Genomic DNA, 17,361 nt, shown 5'->3' on the forward strand with positions numbered 1-17,361 from the left:
GACAGGACGCCCAGCAGGTGACGGGGGGGTGGCGTGGGGTGGCACAACTGGTCGCGTCCCAAGGCCGCCGTCGCGCGCGGGTTGGGTGGAGGGGGGGGGGTGGGCGCGGGGCGGGGGTTGCCGTCGGGGTCGTCGTGGGCCCCGGTGGCGCTGGGGGAGGGACCGCTGGGTCGCGGGCCGGGGCTGGCCCCGGCGACGCGGGCCACCCCGCCGGTGGGTTCGGGCGTCACCGGGTAGCGCACCCGGTGCTCCAGGTCAGCGGAGGCGTCAATGGTGCCCAGCACCCTCGACAGGGCATCGTCCAGTTGGGCGGCGGTGGTGATCGGGGCGGCACCGGTGCGGGGCACTTGGCTCAGCACCTGGTCGCAGACCACGTCCAGGGCAGGGGCGACTCCTGCCCGCACCTGCCGGGGGGTCAGCCAGCCGTGTCCGTCCATGGGGGCCGCCGCCATGCCCCAGTGCCGGCGGTCGGCCTGGGAGTGGGGGGCCGGCCACCGGTTGACCAGGGTGGCGTACAACAACTGGCCCAGGGCCCGCACGTCGGACTCCTGCAGGACCGACCAGGAGTCGGGTTCGACCAGCCCGTGCTCGGTGCTGGGGTGCATCGCCTCTTCGATGAGGAAGCCGACGATCTTGACGTTGCCGGTGGCGGTGACCACCACGGTGTCAGGGGTGAGCTGTTGGTGGAAAAGACCCTTGGCGTGCATGGGCACCAGGGCGTCGGCCAGTTCGCGCACCACCCAGGCGGCTTCGGTGCCGCTCAATGGCCCCGACGCGAGCAGCGTCTCCAGCGAATGCCCCGGCACGTACTCCGAGACGATGCAGGCACCCAGCCCGGGCACTGCCACGTCTCCTCCGTTGATGGCGTCCAGCACCCGCAGGAACCGGGAGTCGGTCGCGATCGCCGAGCGGCGGGCGGCGTCCAGCACCTGGTCGTTGCGCTGCCGGTCGGCCTCCAGCAGGTGCAACATCACCGGACGGGACAGCTTCTGGTCGAAGGCGCGCCAGCTGTGGGCGTGGTTGCGGCTGACCAGGCGTTCCTCGAGCCGGTAGCGGTCGGCGACCACCAGCCCGGTGGTCAGTTCCTCGATGATGGGACTGGTGTCCTCGTCCCGGTCGGTGTCACCGCCGGCGTCGACCTCGACGCCCATGGTGTCGGGAAAGTGCCACGACTCGGTCGACTCCTCGTCGTCGGTCGCGGCGGTGCCCGTCGCGGCGGGCGCCCCGGGCCGCCCGTAGGGATCGGCGGCGTGCGCCTCGCGGGTGAACGCGGAGCCGGGGTTGGCCAGGGGGAAGGTCTCCGGGTTGTCCGACCAGCTGTCCCACACCGGGGCCGAGTACTCCTCCTGGTCGAAGAACTGCTGTCCGGTGTCCTCGGGGTCATCGGCGTGCGGCCACCGCGAACGTGGGGTCTCGTCCCCCGCCTCGTCGTGGTGCATGCCGTTCCTCACCGTGGTGGTCCACCTAGAAGTTCCTGGGTCCAGTGTGCCCGAGCGCAGTGTTCAACAACCTACTCAGGGGTGGGGACGCGAACTCGTGTCGTGGCGGGGCGTCGCCGAGGAAGTCGAAGCGGCGGCGACCGGCGGCGACTGCTCGACCCGCTCGCGCTGCACCTGCTTGATCCGCATGGCTGTTCCCCCCAGCACGACGACACCCGAGGCGATGATGATCAGCCAGCCGACCCGTCCGAAGTCGGTGGCATTGACGCTGAAGCGCTGCTCGGCGCCGACGGCCAGGTTGCCCTGGGTGAGCGCCTGGGCGGTGAACTCGACCACCCCGTTGCTGTTGGCCCGCGGGGTGAACTGCACCGACACCGAGGAGCGGGCGGGCACCGTGACCAGGTCGGTGTCGGGGATGGTGATGCGCTGGGCATTGTCGGAGGTCATCCGCACCTTGACCCGGACGGCGTGGTCCGAGGAGTTGGTGATGGTGATCGGCAAGGTGCCGGTGCTGTCGCCCAGCACGAAGGTCTCGGCCATCTGCAACGAGACGCCGGCCGCCGACAGGTTCGCCGGGATCGACGCGGTGGACCGGTCGAGCCAGGAGACCGCGGCGCTGCCCAGGCGCGGGTTGGCGGCCCGACTCGCGATCTGGGCGGCGGGCAGGGCGCCATCATTGGCGACCCCGATCAGGTCGTACCAGCCGGTGATGCGGCGATGGTTCTGGTTGATGGACCCCCACACCTGGGACAACGGGGTCGTGGTGGGGGGAAGGCTCTGCGGGGGGCCGCCCGGAGCGGTCGCCACCTCGTCCAGGGCAACGGTCCGCACCCACGACGGCAGCGACAGGGCGGTGGCGGCGTCCTCGGCGGTGCGCACCGCCAGCACGGTCGGATGCGGCGCCAGCACCAGTTCGCTGAGCAGTCGTCCACGACGTTGCGGCAGGCTGTCGCGCGGATCGGGCCCGGGGCCGCCCTGGGTGATGGCGGGCTCATAGGTGACCAGCGACGATCCGTCGGGCAGGCTGAAACGGCCGTCGATGCCCGCCGGTTGCACCCACAGGGAGGGCTTCAGCGGTGCCACAAAGGCTCGCGCCGTCGCATCCAGACCCGCCCGTTCGGGCCAGACGGCCAACGGCAGCGAGGCCAGCTCGTGGTCGGGTGGCAGCGCCTTCTGCGCCCGCTGGATGACCTCCACGCGTTTGTCCGCGGCGGCCGCGGCGAGATCCGGGTTGCCGTAGGGGGTGCGGTGGATTTTGCCGGTGAGGGCCTCGAAGCGGGCCAGCCAGTCGCGCGCTGACACCGCCCGTGGGTCGTCCGCGGGCACCATCGCCCCGGCCACCCGGTATCCGTCGGACATGGTGCGCAGTTCGTCGATCAGGGCCGGGTCGACCAACACCGTCGCTCCCGGCAGCTCGGCGGCGCGCAGCAGGGTGGCGAGGCGTCCGCTCAGTTCCCCGGCGACGTGGTCGTCGGTCAGAGTGCCGTCGAGGGCCAGGGAGGGTGCGCTGGTCAACAGGACGACCGGCGCCACCCGGGCGGCGGTGGCCGGCTGCCAGGGCAGGAACAGGCGGGCACGTCCCAGGGTCTGGTTGACGTCGCCCACGGGGATGCCGCGCACATGCACCCCGGCCAGGAATGCAGTACCGGGGCCCGGGTTGGTGAAGCCCAACTGGGCCACGGTGGCGGTCACCGTGAACGACCTGGTCACTCCCGGCTGCAGGGCGGGCTCCTGGTCGGTGGTGATGTTGAACAGGTTCTGGTCGGCGGTGCCGCGGGCACCGATCGGGGCGTCCCAGGCCGAGCGGAGCAGCAGGTCGACGTCGGCGTCACTGGTGACCGGGTCGGTGGACCGCCAGAACGACACCTGAACCTGGGTCATTGCCACCGCGCTGGTGTTGGTGACCTGTCCGGTGATGGTGACGGTGCCGTCAGCCGTCAGGGCGTCCGGGGTGACCGACTGGAGGCGGATGCTGACCTTGCCTTCGTCGGCAGGTGCCGTGGCCGGACTGGACAGGGCTCCGACCAGGGCGAGCAGGCAGGCCAGGGCCAGCATCAGCGCGCGGGTCACGACGGTCCTGGTCACGGTCCCCATTCTTGCAGGCGGCCGCAGTCACGGCCCGTTCAGGCGTGGCGGGCCTGCCACCACTCGTCGAGGGCAGCACGGGCGGCGTCCTGCCCCAGGGAGCCCCGTTCGATCCGCAGGTTGAGCAGGAACTTGTAGGCCTGGCCGACCTCGGGGCCGGGCCCGATGCCCAGGTGCGCCATGATCTGGGTGCCGTCCAGGTCGGGACGCATGGCATTGAGCTCCTCCTGCTCGGCCAACTCAGCGATGCGTGCCTCGAGGTCGTCATAGGCGGCGCGCAGGCGGGCGGCCTTGCGCTGGTTGCGGGTGGTGCAGTCGCTGCGCGTCAGGATGTGCAGTCGTTCCAGGTGTGGGCCGGCGTCGCGGACGTAGCGGCGCACGGCCGAGTCGGTCCACCCGGTGCCGTCGGCGGCCATCACGTCGGCGTACCCGTGGAAGCGCAGGTGCAGATCGACCAGCGTCGAGACGGCCTCGATCTGCTCCTTGCTGAAGCGCAGGGCCTTCATCCGCTTGCGGGTGAGTTTGGCGCCGACGACGTCGTGATGATGGAAGCTGACCCGCCCGCCCGGCTCGAACCGGCGGGTGGCGGGCTTGCCGATGTCATGCAGCAGGGCTGCCAGACGTCCGACCAGGTCGGGTGCGTGGCCGCGGGCCGCCTCCAGGGCGATCGACTGTTCCAGCACGGTCAGGCTGTGCTCGTAGACGTCCTTGTGGTGGTGGTGCTCGTCGGTCTCCAGTTGCAGGGCGGGCAGCTCGGGCAGGATGCGCGCGGCCAGTCCGCTGTCGACCAGCGCGGTCAGCCCGCGGCGCGGGTGGGGGGTGAGCAGCAGGTGGGACAGCTCGTCGCGGACCCGTTCGGCGCTGATGATCTCGATCCGTTCGGCCAGGTCGGTCATCGCCTGCCGGGTCGCCGGCTCGATGTCGAAGCCGAGTTGGCTCGAGAACCGGGCGGCGCGCATCATCCGCAAGGGGTCGTCGCTGAAGCTGCGCTCGGGTGCGAACGGGGTCCGCAGCAACCGCGAGCGCAGGTCGTCCAGGCCGCCGTGCGGGTCGACGAAGGCGCCGGTGCTGGCGTGGATGGCCATGGCGTTGACGGTGAAGTCGCGCCGAATCAGGTCGTCGTCCAGGGAGTCGCCGAAGTTGACCTCGGGCTTGCGGGAGTCGCTGCGATAGCTGTCGGCACGGTAGGTGGTGACCTCCAGGATCCACTCGACGGGGTTGTCGTAGGCGTCCAGGGTGGTCTTCTTGGCCGAAATGGTGCCGAAGTCCTTGCCAATGTCCCACACCGTGTCAGTGGCGCGGCGCAACAGCTTCTGGCTGGTGTCGGGGTCGGCCGAGGTGGTGAAGTCGAGGTCGTGGACCAGACTGCCGAGCAGCACGTCACGCACGGACCCGCCGACCAGGAACAGGTCGTGGCCGGCCGCGGCGAACAGGGCGCCGAGTTCCCCGATCACCGGGGTCGCGGCGAGCAGTTCGTCGAGTGCGCGGCGCTGGTCGCGGGTCAGCGAGTCATGGTGGGACACGAGCGCTGAGTCTACCGGGGTGATCACCGGGTCCCGGCGCGACCACGACGGGGTGCCCGGCCTCGCCCTAGGCTGGCGCCCATGGATTCGGACCTGAGCGTCGGCGCCGACGGGGTGACCCGCTGCGGCTGGGCGGGTGCCGACCCCGACTACCAGCGCTACCACGACCAGGAGTGGGGCCGCCCGTTGCACGGTGACCGGCCGCTGTTCGAGAAGGTCGCCCTGGAGGGGTTCCAGGCCGGACTCTCGTGACTCACGATCCTGCGCAAGCGGCCGCGGTTCCGCGAGGTCTTTGCCGGCTTCGAGCCCGCCGTCGTGGTCGGCTTCGGCGAGGCCGACGTCGAGCGGCTGATGGCGGACGCGGGCATCATCCGCAACCGGGCCAAGATCGAGGCCACGATCGGCAATGCCCGGCTGGTGGCGGGGATGGCCGAGGGTGGCCTGGACGAGGTGCTGTGGTCGTTCGCCCCCGCGCCGCGGCCGCGTCCCCGGACCATGGCCGACTACCAGGCCGTCACCCCCGAGTCGACGGCCATGAGCAAGGAGTTGCGGCGGCGAGGATTCAGGTTCGTCGGTCCGACCACGATGTATGCGCTGATGCAGTCCACGGGCATGGTCGATGACCACCTGGCCGGCTGTTGGCGCGCCGAGTCGGGTAAATCCGCCGATCCCGGGTAGATGCCCAGCCGCGTGCCACGATGGGTCCGTGACCATGCCACCGCTTCCCCTGATCGTGCTGCGCACCGTCGTGACGGTGGTGCTGAGTGCGCTGATCGGACAGGCCGGGTGGGCCGCTGCCTTCCTTGGCGGTGAGGGTCAGTACCGCAACCACCACCGGGTCGGGGCATTGGTGACCCTCGGCCTGTGCCTCGCCGCGGCAGTGGTCTACGTCGCCATGAGGCGTGTGGCCGGACGAGTGAACGTGACCCTGGCCCTCCTGCTGGCGGTGGCCGCCGCGGTGCAGTTCGCGCTGGGCCAGCGGGGTGCCACGGCGGTGCACATCTTCCTCGGGGTGCTGCTGGTGATGCTGGGCACCGCGCTCACGTCCTGGACCTATCGTCACGAGCTGCCGAGCCCTGCACCCGAGGCCCCCACTCAGTCCTGAGCCGGGGCGGCGACGTCCAGCTGCTGGGCGGTCTGCAGGATGTTGCGGGCCATGGCCGGAAAGACCAGGGCGTGGAAGGGCAGGATGGCCCGCCAGTAGAGCCGTCCCAGCAGCCCCTGCGGCATGAACACCGCACGCTGGCGATAGTTGGAGCCACCGCCCTCATCGGGGGTCACCCGCAACTGCAGCCAGGCCCGTCCGCCGACCTTCATCTCGGCGCGCAGGGTCAACAACTGGCCCTCCTTGATCTCCTCGACCCGCCACCAGTCCACGTGGTCGTTGACCCGCAGCTGGTCGGGGTCGCGCCGGCCGCGGGCCAGGCCGTAACCGCCCAGCGCCTGGTCAATCAGTCCGCGAATTCGCCACAGCGCCGGGGCCGAGTACCAGCCCGTCGTCCCACCAATGGACTCGATGGCCCGCCACACCGAGGCCGGCGAGGCCTGACCGTGGCGTTCGCGGACGTCGGTGTAGACGGTGTGGCCGGCCCAGTCGGGGTCGGACGGCAACGGGTCGGCCGGGTCCCGGGAGGACAGCACGTCGTCGTCCCAGGTCGCCGGGACGTCACCGGCGAGTTGCCGGGCGATGGCGCGACGGCAGGCCTCGCGATAGGAGGTCAACCCGGTGGGCGGGTCGGGGATGATGCCGGCAATGTCGTGTTCCTCGGTGACGGCATCCTCGGCCATGGACGCCGCCAGCGGCATCGCGATGCCACGGGGAATCGGGGTGACCATGCCGATCCAGAAACCGGACAGCCGCGGCGCCGGTATCGGCAGCGACCAGATGCGACGGGTCGCCAACCTGGCCACCTCGGCGTAGTCCGACATCATCGACTTGAAGGTCTGCGACTGCCCGCACCCGATGTCGAAGCTGCGGTTGACGGGCTCGGCCAGGGCGCAGGCGTGGGCCAGGTAGTACAGGACGTCACGGATCGCGATCGGCTCGATCAGGTTGTCCAGCCAGGCCGGCCCCGGCATCAGCGGCAGCACCTCGGTCAGGTGGCGGATCATCTCGAAGGACACCGATCCCGAGCCGATCACCACCGCCGCCTCGAAGACCAGGGCCGGCACCGGCGCGTCCAGCAGCACCTGGGAGACCTGCTCACGGCTGCGCATGTGGTCGGACAGCTCGTCGGCGTCCTTGTCGGGGTGCAGACCCCCCAGGTAGACGATCTGGCGCACCCCAGCGGTCTCGGCGGCCCGGGCCACGGTGGTGGCGATCTGGTGTTCACGCTCGATGAAGTCGTCGCCCGAACCCATGGAATGGACCAGGTAGACCACCGTGTGCACGTCCTGCATGGCGGCGCGCACCTCGTCGGCGTCCTGCAGGTCGGCCTTGACCGCCTCCACCGAGGATCGCCACGGCCGGGAGTCCAGGTCGGCCGGGTGCCGCGCCGTTGCCCGCACCGCGAAACCGGCCGCCAGGAGTTCGGGAATGAGCCGTCCGCCGACATACCCGGTGGCACCGGTCACCAGCACCCGGCGCCCGGCGCCGTCCGGCAGTGAGAGCTCCAACGGTGAATCGTGCTCGGGGACGGGTTCAGGACTGGTCGACATGTGACCACGTTATGCGGCGCGGGGCGGTAGTAGCCTGCTCGCATGGATTTCCTGCAGATTCCGACCCTGCGGGGAGGGCTCGCGACCCTGGAACCGCTGTCGCCCGAGCACGGCGACGAACTGGCCGCCGCCATCAGCGAGGACGAGCTGTACTCGCTGTGGTACACCCGGCTGCCGCACCCCGACGCCATGGCCGAGGACATCGCCAGCAGGCTGCGCGCCCACCGGACCGGGACGGTGGTGCCCTGGGCGATTCGGCGCAACAGCGACCAGCGCCTGGTCGGGGTCACCACCCTTCTGAACATCCGACCCGACAACCGGCGCCTGGAGATTGGCTCGACCTGGATCGCCAGCAGCGCCCAGGGCAGCGGCATCAATGCCGACATCAAGCTGCTGCAGTTGACCCACGCCTTCGACACCCTGTGCTGTGTCGCGGTGGAACTGCGGACCCACTGGCACAACCAGCGCTCGCGCCGGGCGATCGCTGCTCTGGGCGCCAAACAGGACGGCGTGCTGCGCAACCACGACCTCTGGCGCGACGGGACGCTGCGTGACGTGGTGGTGTTCTCGATCATCGAGAGCGAGTGGCCCACGGTGAGACTCGGGCTGCGGGAACGCCTGCGCCGACGCGGGGACCAGTAACGGTCGGCGCGGGCCACAGCCGCTGGGTGACTTCCGCCAGCAGTTCGTCGGGGTTGAGCCACATCGACGGGTATTCGCCGTACCAGCGTTGGGTGCCGTCCTTGTCGATCAGGACGAAGCTGTGCCCGGGCAGGCCGGCGTGCATGCCCTGACGATCTGGACGGCGAAGCCATCGCGCTCCAGATAGCTGGCGACCACTTCGGCAAGCGCCGTCTCGTCCTCGACCACCAGGGCCCTGAGCCCGGATGCGCAGGTTCGCGCGCGGAGAGATTGACGCTGAGGAGTTCCAGGCGGGTCAGGACCTGATCAGGGCGATGCGCTGAGGTGCTTGAGCGCTGACCGCGGGCAGGGATGACATTCTTCACAGAATCTTGACCTGAACGCGACCAAACCTTTGTCAGGTCGAGGTGAGACTTGGCCGCGTTGTTCGCCTCCTTCCGAGGAGCATCAGCAGCACGTCCCGCCAATCCCCATGGAGAGGAATCACCATGAACCGCATTGCCCGCCGCTTCAGCGCCACAGCCGTGGCGCTGATCTTGCCAGGAGCGCTGGCCGCCTGCTCCGACTCCACCGCAGGCACTCCCTCAGCCGTCCCGACGTCCACCAGCTCTGCGCCTTCCACGGCCTCGAACGAGGCTGCTCGTGCCGGTGACGTCATGTTCGCGCAGATGATGATTCCGCACCATCAGCAGGCCATTGAGATGGCCGACATCGCCCTGGCCAAGACCAGCGCATCGCAGCAGGTTCGAGACCTGGCCACCGAGATCAAGGCCGCCCAGGATCCAGAAATCACGACGATGGAGGGCTGGCTCCAGGACTGGGGCGTCTCCGGGGCCCCCGCCACCATGGACCACGGGTCCGGCGGAATGATGACCAAGAGCGAAATGGACGCGCTGCAGGCGGCCGAGGGTGCCGAGTTCGACAGGCAGTGGGTGAGCCTGATGATCAAGCATCACGAGGGCGCAGTCACCATGGCCGAGCAGGTGCTCACCACCACGCAGAACCCTGAGGTGAAAGCACTCGCCGAAGCGGTCGTGAAGACACAAACAGAGGAGATTGCCCGGATGAAGGCGATGTCCTGACTGCATTCGAGCTCGAGGCGGCCGCCGGCACCGCGGGTCCCTGTCAACAAACAAGTCCCCCAGAGCACGTGCCCTGCCATATGACAGGGCACGTGCTCTGGGGGACTTGTGTGTCAACGTCGACCACGCCCGGCCAGAGGCGTTAGGGCACGCATCGGCGGGTGCCGCCTCGGACGACGGTCCTGCTCGAGTAGGACCCTCGGCCGATTCCCCCGATCCTGCCCTGAATGAGTGCGGGGAAGGCAGCGCCGCTCGGTACTCTTGGCACAGCCCATGCGCCCGATGGGTCGAACCGAAGGGGAGACGCGCGTGGAGTTCGTGCACAGCCTGAAGCGACTGTGGCGACACCCGCAGTTCCGCAAGATCATGGCCGTGCGCGTCACCACCCAGGCAGCCGACGGCACCCTGCAGGTCGGCATGGCCAGCTACGTGCTGTTCTCTCCGCAGCAGCAGCCCAACGCCTGGGCCATTGCGATGGTGCTGAGCATCACGCTGCTGCCGTTCTCGATCATCGGCCCCTTCGTCTCGGTCGTGCTGGACCGCTGGCCCCGGCAGCGGGTGCTGGCCATTACCGACGCCATCCGTGGCGGGATCGCGCTGGCCCTGGCCGGGCTGGTGCTCACCGGCGACCGTTCGGCAGGCATCCAGCTGACGATGATGCTGCTGCTGTTGGTCGCGATGAGCCTCAACCGATTCCTGATGGCCGCGCTGACCGCCGGCCTTCCGTACACGATTGACAAGGGCGAATACCTGACGGCCAGCTCGGTGATGCCCATGATCGGCCCGGCGGGGGTGTTGATCGGGGGCGCCATCGCCGGCGCCCTGAGGCTGGGCCTGTCACCGCACTGGCTCGAGGTCCACCAGGCCGACGCGCTGGTCTTCGGCTGCGCCTTCCTGCTCTTCGCGGGCGCCGTGGCCCTGTCGATGCGATTCCAGAAGCACGAACTCGGCCCCGAGCCGGTCGACCACCAGGTCAGCGCCCGCGAGGTGGTCGTTGGCATGAAGGAAGGCCTGGCGCACCTCAACGACCAGGGACCCTCGGCGCTGGGCCTGCTGATGATCTTCCTGCAGCGCCTCGCCTTCGGGCTGATGAGCGTCGGCATGATCCTGGGGTACCGCAACTCGTTCCACCCGGTCGAGGACGCCAATGCGGCCCTGGCCGACATTGCCCTGTGGGGGGCGGCCACCGGGGTCGGATTCGTCCTGTCCGCAGCGCTGGTGCCCCCGATCGCCCATCGGATCGGCGTCCGCAGGACCATCCTGGTGCTGCTGGTGGCCAGCGGCATCGTCCAGATCCTGCCGGGCTCCATCTTCCAGCGGGTGCCGCTGCTGGTGGCCGGCTTCCTGCTGGGCCTGTTCGCCCAGTCGGTCAAGGTCTGCGTGGACACGGTCGTCCAGGCCCACGTCGACGACCGGTTCAAGGGCCGCGTCTTCGTCATCTACGACGTGCTCTTCAACGCCGCCCTGGTCGGATCGGCGTTCATCGCCGTCTGGCTGCTGCCCCCGACCGGATTCGACACCAGGGTCTTCGTCGGCATGGGCGTGTTCTACCTGCTGATGGCCGGCCTGTTCTGGTGGCGATCGGCGCGCTACGGCGACGAGGGCTTCAACCGCGGCACCCACATTGGTGGCCCCCCGGACGCGGCCGCCGCGCTGGACCCCGTGGAGCACGCCGGCCAGCACGACCCTGACCGCTTCTTCGAGCCGGTGGCAGAGCGCATCGAACCAACCGCCCCCCGCAGCACTGACGCCTGAGGTTGTCGGCAACAATGGGGCATTGCCCAGTGAAGGGACTGCCCCATGGCCGAACTCCTCGTCGTGAGAGCCCACCCGCTCGACTCCACTGCATCGCGGTCGATGCAACTCGCCGATGCCTTCGTCGCCGCCTACCGGGACGCCCACCCCGACGACCGCGTCGAGCAGTTGTACCTGTACAACGTGGCCGTGCCAGAGATCGACCTCGACCTGCTCAACGGATGGAACAAGCTGGGCCAGGGCGAGCCATTCGTCCACCTGCACCCCAGTGAGCAGGCGAAGCTGACCATCTTCGACAAGCTCGGCGAGCAGTTCATGCATGCCGACAAGTTCGTCGTGGTGAACCCGCTGTGGAACCTCAGCATTCCCACCCGGTTGAAGGCCTGGATCGACACCGTCTGCGTCGCCGGCAAGACGTTCCGCTACACCGCTGATGGCAGCGCGGTGGGTCTGGTCACGGGCAAGAAGGGTTTGCACCTGCAGACCAACGGCGGTCACTTCCACGGCCAGGACCCCGCCTCGGACTACCTGCGCAAGGTCTTCGGGTTCATCGGCGTCAGCGACTACCACGAGATCTTCGCCGAGGGCATGGACCACGCCCCCGACAGCGCCCAGCAGATCATGGACGAGGCCATCGCCCGGCTCACCGAGTTCGCCCGGACGTTCTGATGGACCAGCAGTCCCAGCGTCGTCGCGACGCCGAGATCCGGGACCAGTTGAGCCGCAGCCATGCCCTCAACGAGTCGGCCCGGGCCCAGCTCCTGGTCGACGGGTTCGTCGAGCAGGCCCGCGCCCGCGGCATCCCGACCGTGCCGCTGATGGCGCGGCTGATGGACGGCCACGTCGTGAGGACCGACAAACGTGGCTGGTACATCCGCGCCAACCAGTCGATCGCCGTCGGCGAGGACGGCCACTACTACGTGTTGACCGTGCCGGGCGGTTGGCGTCAGCGGCTGCGCGGGGTCGCCCTGCAGCCGACGCCACCCCCGCTGGTGGTCGGCAGGGGGGCCCGGGACGGCGACTCCGGAGACCTGACCACCTTCCTGGAGTGGCGGCTCGACCAGGGCTGAACGCTCGTGCGGAGGATGGTGGCGCGGCCCGCCTCGACCGGAAGATTCACCTGAGAAACTCTCAGGAAATGCACCGAGGGGCTGCTGGTCACCCCCAGCAGCCCCCCGGGCGATTCGGTGGCTACGCGGTATCGCGACGCTGCGATCGTCCTCGTGCTTGTGTCAGACAGTATCAGGGATTTCTTATGTTTGACGCAACTCGCCGGTCGTGATGCTTTCGTGACCATCACCGTGGTCCTGCCTCACGCGCGCTCATCTCAATGCTACCCCCAGGTCGTCCTGGTGCTTCCGCAGCAGCCGCAGCGCCCGACTGCAGCGGTAGCGCACCGAGTCGACGGTCCCACCCAGCCGGGCGGCGGTCTCCCGACCGGTGAGCCCCTCCAGGTAGACGGCATCCAGGACGCGCCGGGTGGGCTCGTCGATCAGTCGCCGTGCGCTCGCCTCGTCCAGCACCGCCCTGGCCTCGCCGTGCTCGCGCCGTCGACCACCGGCCGCCAGGGCTACGGGAAGGTCCCACAGGTCGGGGTCGGGGTGGGGGACGGTGCGAAGGTCCCAGCGGCCGACCCGGTCGCGGGTGACCTGTTTCAGGCAGTCCATGGTGAGGTTGGTGAGCACCTTGTGGCGTCGCTGCAGGTTGAACCCGCTGATCACGAACCACGCCGTGGACACGAAGTGCGCAAACGGGGTCTGGGTGCTCGACCTGGCCATGCCGGCCAGTCGAAAGGCCATCGCCGACAAGAGCCGCTCCCCGGCCTCCTCATCGCCGGTCTGTGCCATGGCCAGCAGCACCAGCAGCGCGTCGTCGTCGGTCACGGTGGCCCGGTCGGGGCGGGTCAATTGGGTCAACAGCAGGCGGTCTGCGGCGGTGAAGGGCATGAGGCCAGTCCACGCGGCTCCCGTTGTCCAGGGTGCTGTCCCGGCCCGCCACGGTGTTGTCCGTTCCCGGGAAGTGTTGCCCGTTCAGGCCCCGACACCCGTGATGGCCCCTACCGCAGCGGTGGGGGCCATCAGGACGAGCACGGACTCGACGAGCACGGACTACTCGGTATTGAGCGCCTCGGTGGGGCTCGCCGAGGCGGCGCGGCGGCCGGGCAGGATGGAGGCCAGGGCTGCGAACAGCACGGCCACGCCCAGCAGGATCAGCGTCTGCCAAGGGTTGATGTCGAACTTCAAGTCCTCCACGGGAATGCCCACGGTGCGAAAGACCCCGCGGATGCCCATCCAGGCCAGGAAGCTGCCGCCCACCAGACCCACCAGGGTGCCGACGATGGCCAACAGGATGGCCTCGATCAGCAGCATGATGCGTAGCGAGGCCCGCTTCATGCCGAGCGCCCGCAGCAGCGCCGACTCACGGGTCCGTTCGATCACCGACAGCCCCAGGGTGTTGGCCACACCGACCAGGGCGATGGTCACCGCCACCGCCAGCAGGCCGGTCACCACCAGCAGGATCACGTCCAGCACGGTGTTGATCAGGTCGGCCAGCAGCGCACCGCCGCCGATCGCCACCGGGGAGTTGATCAGGATGGGCACCAGTTCGGACTGCATCTCGGCCATCTGGCCGCGATCCTTGGCCTTGATCCAGTAGCCCATCACGCCGGGCTGCTCCACCAGCGTGTCCATCGTCTGCTCCGAGACGAGCAGGTAACCGTAGCCAACCTCGTTGTAGGTCTTGATGGTCAGGGTGACCGAGGTGCCGTTGTCGAGGGTGACGGTCAACTGGGAACCGTCCTCGTAGGGGCCGCTGGTGTAGGCGACCCCGTCGGGCACCGACGCCGGCAGGGTGGTGGCCACCTTGTTCAGGTTCTGGTCAGCCGAGATCACCGAGAGGTACTGCTGGTCTTGGGTGATGATCGGACCCCCCCGCAGCTCGGTGATCTGGTCGATGTTCGGCAGATTGCGCACCAGTTCCGCGTCGCTCTTGCTCAGCGGCTTGTCCAGGCTCGTCACCGACATGTCGACGGGGTACATCTGCTCGATCTCGCTGACCAGGGTGGTGCGGATGGTGGCGGTGCCGACCTGCATGGTGACGATCAGCCCCATCGCCAGCATCAGGGCCACTGAGGTGGCTGCCGCCCGCTGCGGGTTGCGGGCGGAGTTCATCACGGCCAGGCGGGCGGTGGGTCCGCGCCACGAGACCAGTCGGCCCACCAGGCGCAACAGGGTCGGGATGTAGAGCGGGGCACCGAACAGCACGGCGATCACCAGGAAGAAGGCCGAGCCCAACGCCCAGTACAGCGACGGGTCCTCCGGCCCGTAGAACGAGACCAGCGCCATCACCACGCCGATCGCGAACAGGACGGCGATCACGACCGCGCGAATGCGCGAGACCCGCTTTGCGGCGTCGGCATTCAGCACCGGCTGCAGCGCCTCAAGCGGCGAGACGCGGGTCGTCTTCATGATCGGGATGAACGACGCGGCCACCGTCACCACCACCCCGATGACGAAGGCGATGGCCAGCCACAACCACGGGAAGGAGATGCCGAACTGCAGCGACCCCGTCCACCAGGAGCCCGCCGCCGCGATCAGGTAGCCCAGCAGGATGCCGCCCAGCGAACCGAGCGCCCCCAGGACGACCGCCTCGGCGAGGAACTTGCGCTGGACCTGGCCACTGGAGGCGCCGACGGCGCGCAGCAGGCCGATCTGGCGGCGGCGCTGGGTGATCAGGATCGTGAAGGTGTTGGCGATGATGATCATGCCGACCAGGATCGCGATGAACTGGAAGACGCCGAACAGGTAGCGGAAGACGTCGATGCCGGTGGCCAGGTCCTTGACGAAGGCATCCTGGGCGTCGGCTGCGGTCTGCACCTCCCACCCGGGCAGCACCGCGGCGATCTGGGCGATGACTGCTGCCTCGTCGGCGCCGTCGGTGAGGTTCACCGAGTAGCCCTGGACGGTGGCCTCGGGGTCCTGGGTGAACTTCTCGATGCCGATGTAGGCATAGACGTTCAGCTTGGTGGTGGGGTCGTCGGAGATGCCGACGACCGTGGCCGGCTCCCCGTCCATCTCGATGGTGTCACCCACCGAGGCGCCGAGACCATCGGCGACCTGGCGGGTCAACGTCAACTCGTTGGCCTTCTGCGCCCAGACGCCCTCCTCGAGATCCGACCAGCGGAACCCCTCGGCCGGGACGTTGAGCAGGGTCATCATTTCCGGGGAGCCGCCGTCCTTCTTCAGCAGCCCGGTGGTGACGTAGGTGGCGTCGACAGCCTCCACGCCCGGGACCGCCCCGATCTTGCGCAGCGCCTCTGCGGCCGGCAGTTGCCCGTCGGGCCCGAAATCGGGTGTGGCCACGACGTCGGTGGCCGAGTACTGGATCGACCCCTGTTTGCCGATGGCACCCTGCTCGGTGCCCAGGAAGACGGCGGCACCGGCGATGAACGCCACGCTGATGGCAATCGCGATCAGGGTGGCAACGACGCGACCGGGGTGGTGGCGGACTTCCCGCCATGCCTCGGCGAGCATCAGGCCTCCAGTCGGGCCATGGCGGCGTTGACCGACTCGATGGTCGGGTTGGTCAGGTCGTCGACGATGTTGCCGTCGACCAGCACCAGGGCACGATCGGCGTAGGCGGCCGCCTTCGGGTCGTGGGTGACCATGATGATCGACTGGCCCAGCTCGCGCACCGAGCGCTGCATGTACTCCAACAGCTGGGTCCCGGTCCTGGTGTCCAGGGCTCCGGTCGGCTCATCGGCGAAGATCACGTCCGGACGGGTGATCATGGCGCGGGCGATGGCCACCCGCTGCTGCTGCCCGCCGGACAGTTCGGACGGACGGTGCTTGAGGCGGTCGGTCAGGCCCAGCGAGCCGGTGACCTGGTTGAACAGCGCCTCGTCCACCTTCTTGCCGGCCAGGTCGAGCGGCAGGACGATGTTCTGCCGCGCGGTCAGCGTCGGCAGCAGGTTGAACGCCTGGAAGATGAAGCCGACCTTGTCGCGACGGATCTCGGTGAGCTTCCAGTCGGACAGGGTGTTCAACTCGTTGCCGGCCAGGAAGACCCGGCCAGCGGTGATCCGGTCGAGCCCGGCCAGGCTGTGCATCAGGGTCGACTTGCCCGAACCCGAGGGGCCCATGATGGCGGTGAACGATCCCCGACGGAAACGCACGTTGACCCTGTTGAGGGCCACCACCTGGGCGGTGCCCGCGCCGTAGACCTTGACCAGGTCGACGGCCTCGGCGACTGGCGGTTCGCCGTGGTGGCCTGGTCCGGAGGGCTGCTGGCCCTGCTGGGGAAGGGTGGGGACTTGGGTCACGATCGGCCTTTCTCGCCTGTGTTCGGGGGACGCGGACCAGCCTACGGAACCGGTCGGGTCGGCCGCGTCGGCCACACGGCTGATACTGGGCGCCGTTGCGGCGCCGATGGTCTGACCGCCTCCACCCTGAGGTGGAGGGTGAACCCCTGGTGGCGCCGGGGCGGCGGGGTCCTGCTCAGCGGCGGACCAGGCCGACCTCGTAGGCGAACAACACCAGACCCACCCGGTCGCGGCACTGCAGCTTCGACAACAGCCGACCGATGTGGGTCTTCACCGTTCCCTCGGCCATGTACAGGTTCGCCGAGATCTCGGCATTGGTGGCGCCGCCGGCGATCTCGACGAGCACCTCACGCTCCCGGTCGGTCAGCAGGCCCAGACGCTCGTCCTCGGCGCCGGGCCGGTTCGGCAGGATCGGCACCACGTGCTCGAGCAGGCGCTTGGTGGCCGATGGCGCGACCACGGCCTCTCCGGCGGCCACGTTGCGGACCGCGCTGAGCAGGTCGTCGGGGCGGGCATCCTTCAACAGGAACCCGGAGGCACCGGCCTTCAGGGCTGCGAAGACGTACTCATCCAGGTCAAAGGTGGTCAGGACCAGCACCTTGGTGTCCAGGGCCGAGTCGGCGATCCGTCGGGTGGCTTCGACACCGTCCATCACGGGCATCCGAATGTCCATCAGCGCCACGTCCACCGGCGTCGTGCGCAGCACCTGCAGCGCCTCGGCCCCGTTGCTGGCCTCACCGACCACGTCCATGTCGTCCTCGGAGTCGATCAGCATGCGGAAACCGCTGCGGACCAGGGACTGGTCATCGACCAGCAGGACACGGATGGGGCTCATGATTCCTCCAGGGTGCGCGGGT

14 protein-coding genes and 1 pseudogene are annotated in these 17,361 nt (G+C 69.1%); 7 read left to right on the plus strand and 8 right to left on the minus strand.

What is annotated here, in order from left to right:
• The 3 genes from IPV09_RS14450 to IPV09_RS13140 all read right to left on the minus strand — a co-directional run.
• Positions 1–1,439 (minus strand): protein kinase family protein (locus IPV09_RS14450; protein ID WP_207475720.1); only part of this gene is annotated, 1,439 nt, incomplete at its 3' end.
• A gap of 75 nt (positions 1,440–1,514) precedes the next feature.
• Entirely contained in the window at positions 1,515–3,524 is a 2,010-nt protein-coding gene (locus IPV09_RS13135; protein ID WP_207475721.1) for a DUF6049 family protein, read from the minus strand.
• 38 nt (positions 3,525–3,562) lie between these two features.
• Positions 3,563–5,047, minus strand: coding sequence for a CCA tRNA nucleotidyltransferase (locus tag IPV09_RS13140; protein ID WP_207475722.1), 1,485 nt, complete (start codon positions 5,045–5,047; stop codon positions 3,563–3,565).
• A gap of 81 nt (positions 5,048–5,128) precedes the next feature.
• On the opposite strand from IPV09_RS13140, the pseudogene IPV09_RS13145 reads away from it, so the two are divergent.
• Together IPV09_RS13145 and IPV09_RS13150 are read left to right on the plus strand one after the other, a co-directional pair.
• Positions 5,129–5,725 (plus strand): annotated as a pseudogene (locus IPV09_RS13145) (DNA-3-methyladenine glycosylase I).
• Between the two features lie 28 nt (positions 5,726–5,753).
• Entirely contained in the window at positions 5,754–6,152 is a 399-nt protein-coding gene (locus tag IPV09_RS13150; protein WP_207475723.1) for a hypothetical protein, read from the plus strand.
• Here the strand turns inward: IPV09_RS13150 and IPV09_RS13155 are convergent.
• Positions 6,143–7,705 carry an SDR family oxidoreductase gene (locus IPV09_RS13155; RefSeq protein ID WP_207475724.1) on the minus strand — a complete coding sequence of 521 codons (1,563 nt, stop codon included), beginning with the start codon at positions 7,703–7,705 and terminating at the stop codon, positions 6,143–6,145. The two genes, IPV09_RS13150 and IPV09_RS13155, sit on opposite strands and share 10 nt — an antisense overlap.
• A 42-nt stretch (positions 7,706–7,747) precedes the next feature.
• On the opposite strand from IPV09_RS13155, the gene IPV09_RS13160 reads away from it, so the two are divergent.
• The 5 genes from IPV09_RS13160 to IPV09_RS13180 all read left to right on the plus strand — a co-directional run bounded on the left by IPV09_RS13160 (position 7,748) and on the right by IPV09_RS13180 (position 12,254).
• Entirely contained in the window at positions 7,748–8,347 is a 600-nt protein-coding gene (locus IPV09_RS13160; protein WP_207475725.1) for a GNAT family N-acetyltransferase, read from the plus strand.
• 488 nt (positions 8,348–8,835) lie between these two features.
• Positions 8,836–9,429 carry a DUF305 domain-containing protein gene (locus tag IPV09_RS13165; RefSeq protein ID WP_207475726.1) on the plus strand — a complete coding sequence of 198 codons (594 nt, stop codon included), beginning with the start codon at positions 8,836–8,838 and terminating at the stop codon, positions 9,427–9,429.
• 273 nt (positions 9,430–9,702) lie between these two features.
• Positions 9,703–11,184, plus strand: coding sequence for an MFS transporter (locus IPV09_RS13170; protein ID WP_370590331.1), 1,482 nt, complete (start codon positions 9,703–9,705; stop codon positions 11,182–11,184).
• A gap of 45 nt (positions 11,185–11,229) precedes the next feature.
• The gene (locus IPV09_RS13175) at positions 11,230–11,853 is read left to right on the plus strand and encodes an NAD(P)H-dependent oxidoreductase (protein ID WP_207475727.1); all 624 of its coding nucleotides are present in this window, start codon (positions 11,230–11,232) and stop codon (positions 11,851–11,853) included.
• A complete protein-coding gene (locus IPV09_RS13180; protein WP_242681616.1) occupies positions 11,853–12,254 on the plus strand; it encodes a hypothetical protein in 402 nt (133 codons plus the stop codon). The genes IPV09_RS13175 and IPV09_RS13180 overlap by 1 nt, the downstream gene beginning before the upstream one ends.
• 252 nt (positions 12,255–12,506) lie before the next feature.
• Here the strand turns inward: IPV09_RS13180 and IPV09_RS13185 are convergent, their stop codons facing one another.
• The 4 genes from IPV09_RS13185 to IPV09_RS13200 form a co-directional block, all read right to left on the minus strand.
• Positions 12,507–13,130: an RNA polymerase sigma factor gene (locus tag IPV09_RS13185; protein WP_207475728.1), complete on the minus strand. Its 624-nt coding sequence runs from the start codon at positions 13,128–13,130 to the stop codon at positions 12,507–12,509.
• A gap of 162 nt (positions 13,131–13,292) precedes the next feature.
• Positions 13,293–15,716 carry an ABC transporter permease gene (locus IPV09_RS13190; RefSeq protein WP_207475729.1) on the minus strand — a complete coding sequence of 808 codons (2,424 nt, stop codon included), beginning with the start codon at positions 15,714–15,716 and terminating at the stop codon, positions 13,293–13,295.
• Complete coding sequence (locus IPV09_RS13195; RefSeq protein WP_370590332.1) at positions 15,716–16,504, minus strand: ABC transporter ATP-binding protein; 789 nt, start codon at positions 16,502–16,504, stop codon at positions 15,716–15,718. The genes IPV09_RS13190 and IPV09_RS13195 overlap by 1 nt, the downstream gene beginning before the upstream one ends.
• A 175-nt stretch (positions 16,505–16,679) precedes the next feature.
• Complete coding sequence (locus IPV09_RS13200; RefSeq protein WP_207475732.1) at positions 16,680–17,342, minus strand: response regulator transcription factor; 663 nt, start codon at positions 17,340–17,342, stop codon at positions 16,680–16,682.
• Between the last annotated feature and the right edge of the window lie 19 nt (positions 17,343–17,361).

The sequence above is a fragment of the Tessaracoccus sp. SD287 genome (genome assembly GCF_017355265.1).
In the GTDB taxonomy this organism is placed as follows: Bacteria; Actinomycetota; Actinomycetes; order Propionibacteriales; family Propionibacteriaceae; genus Aestuariimicrobium.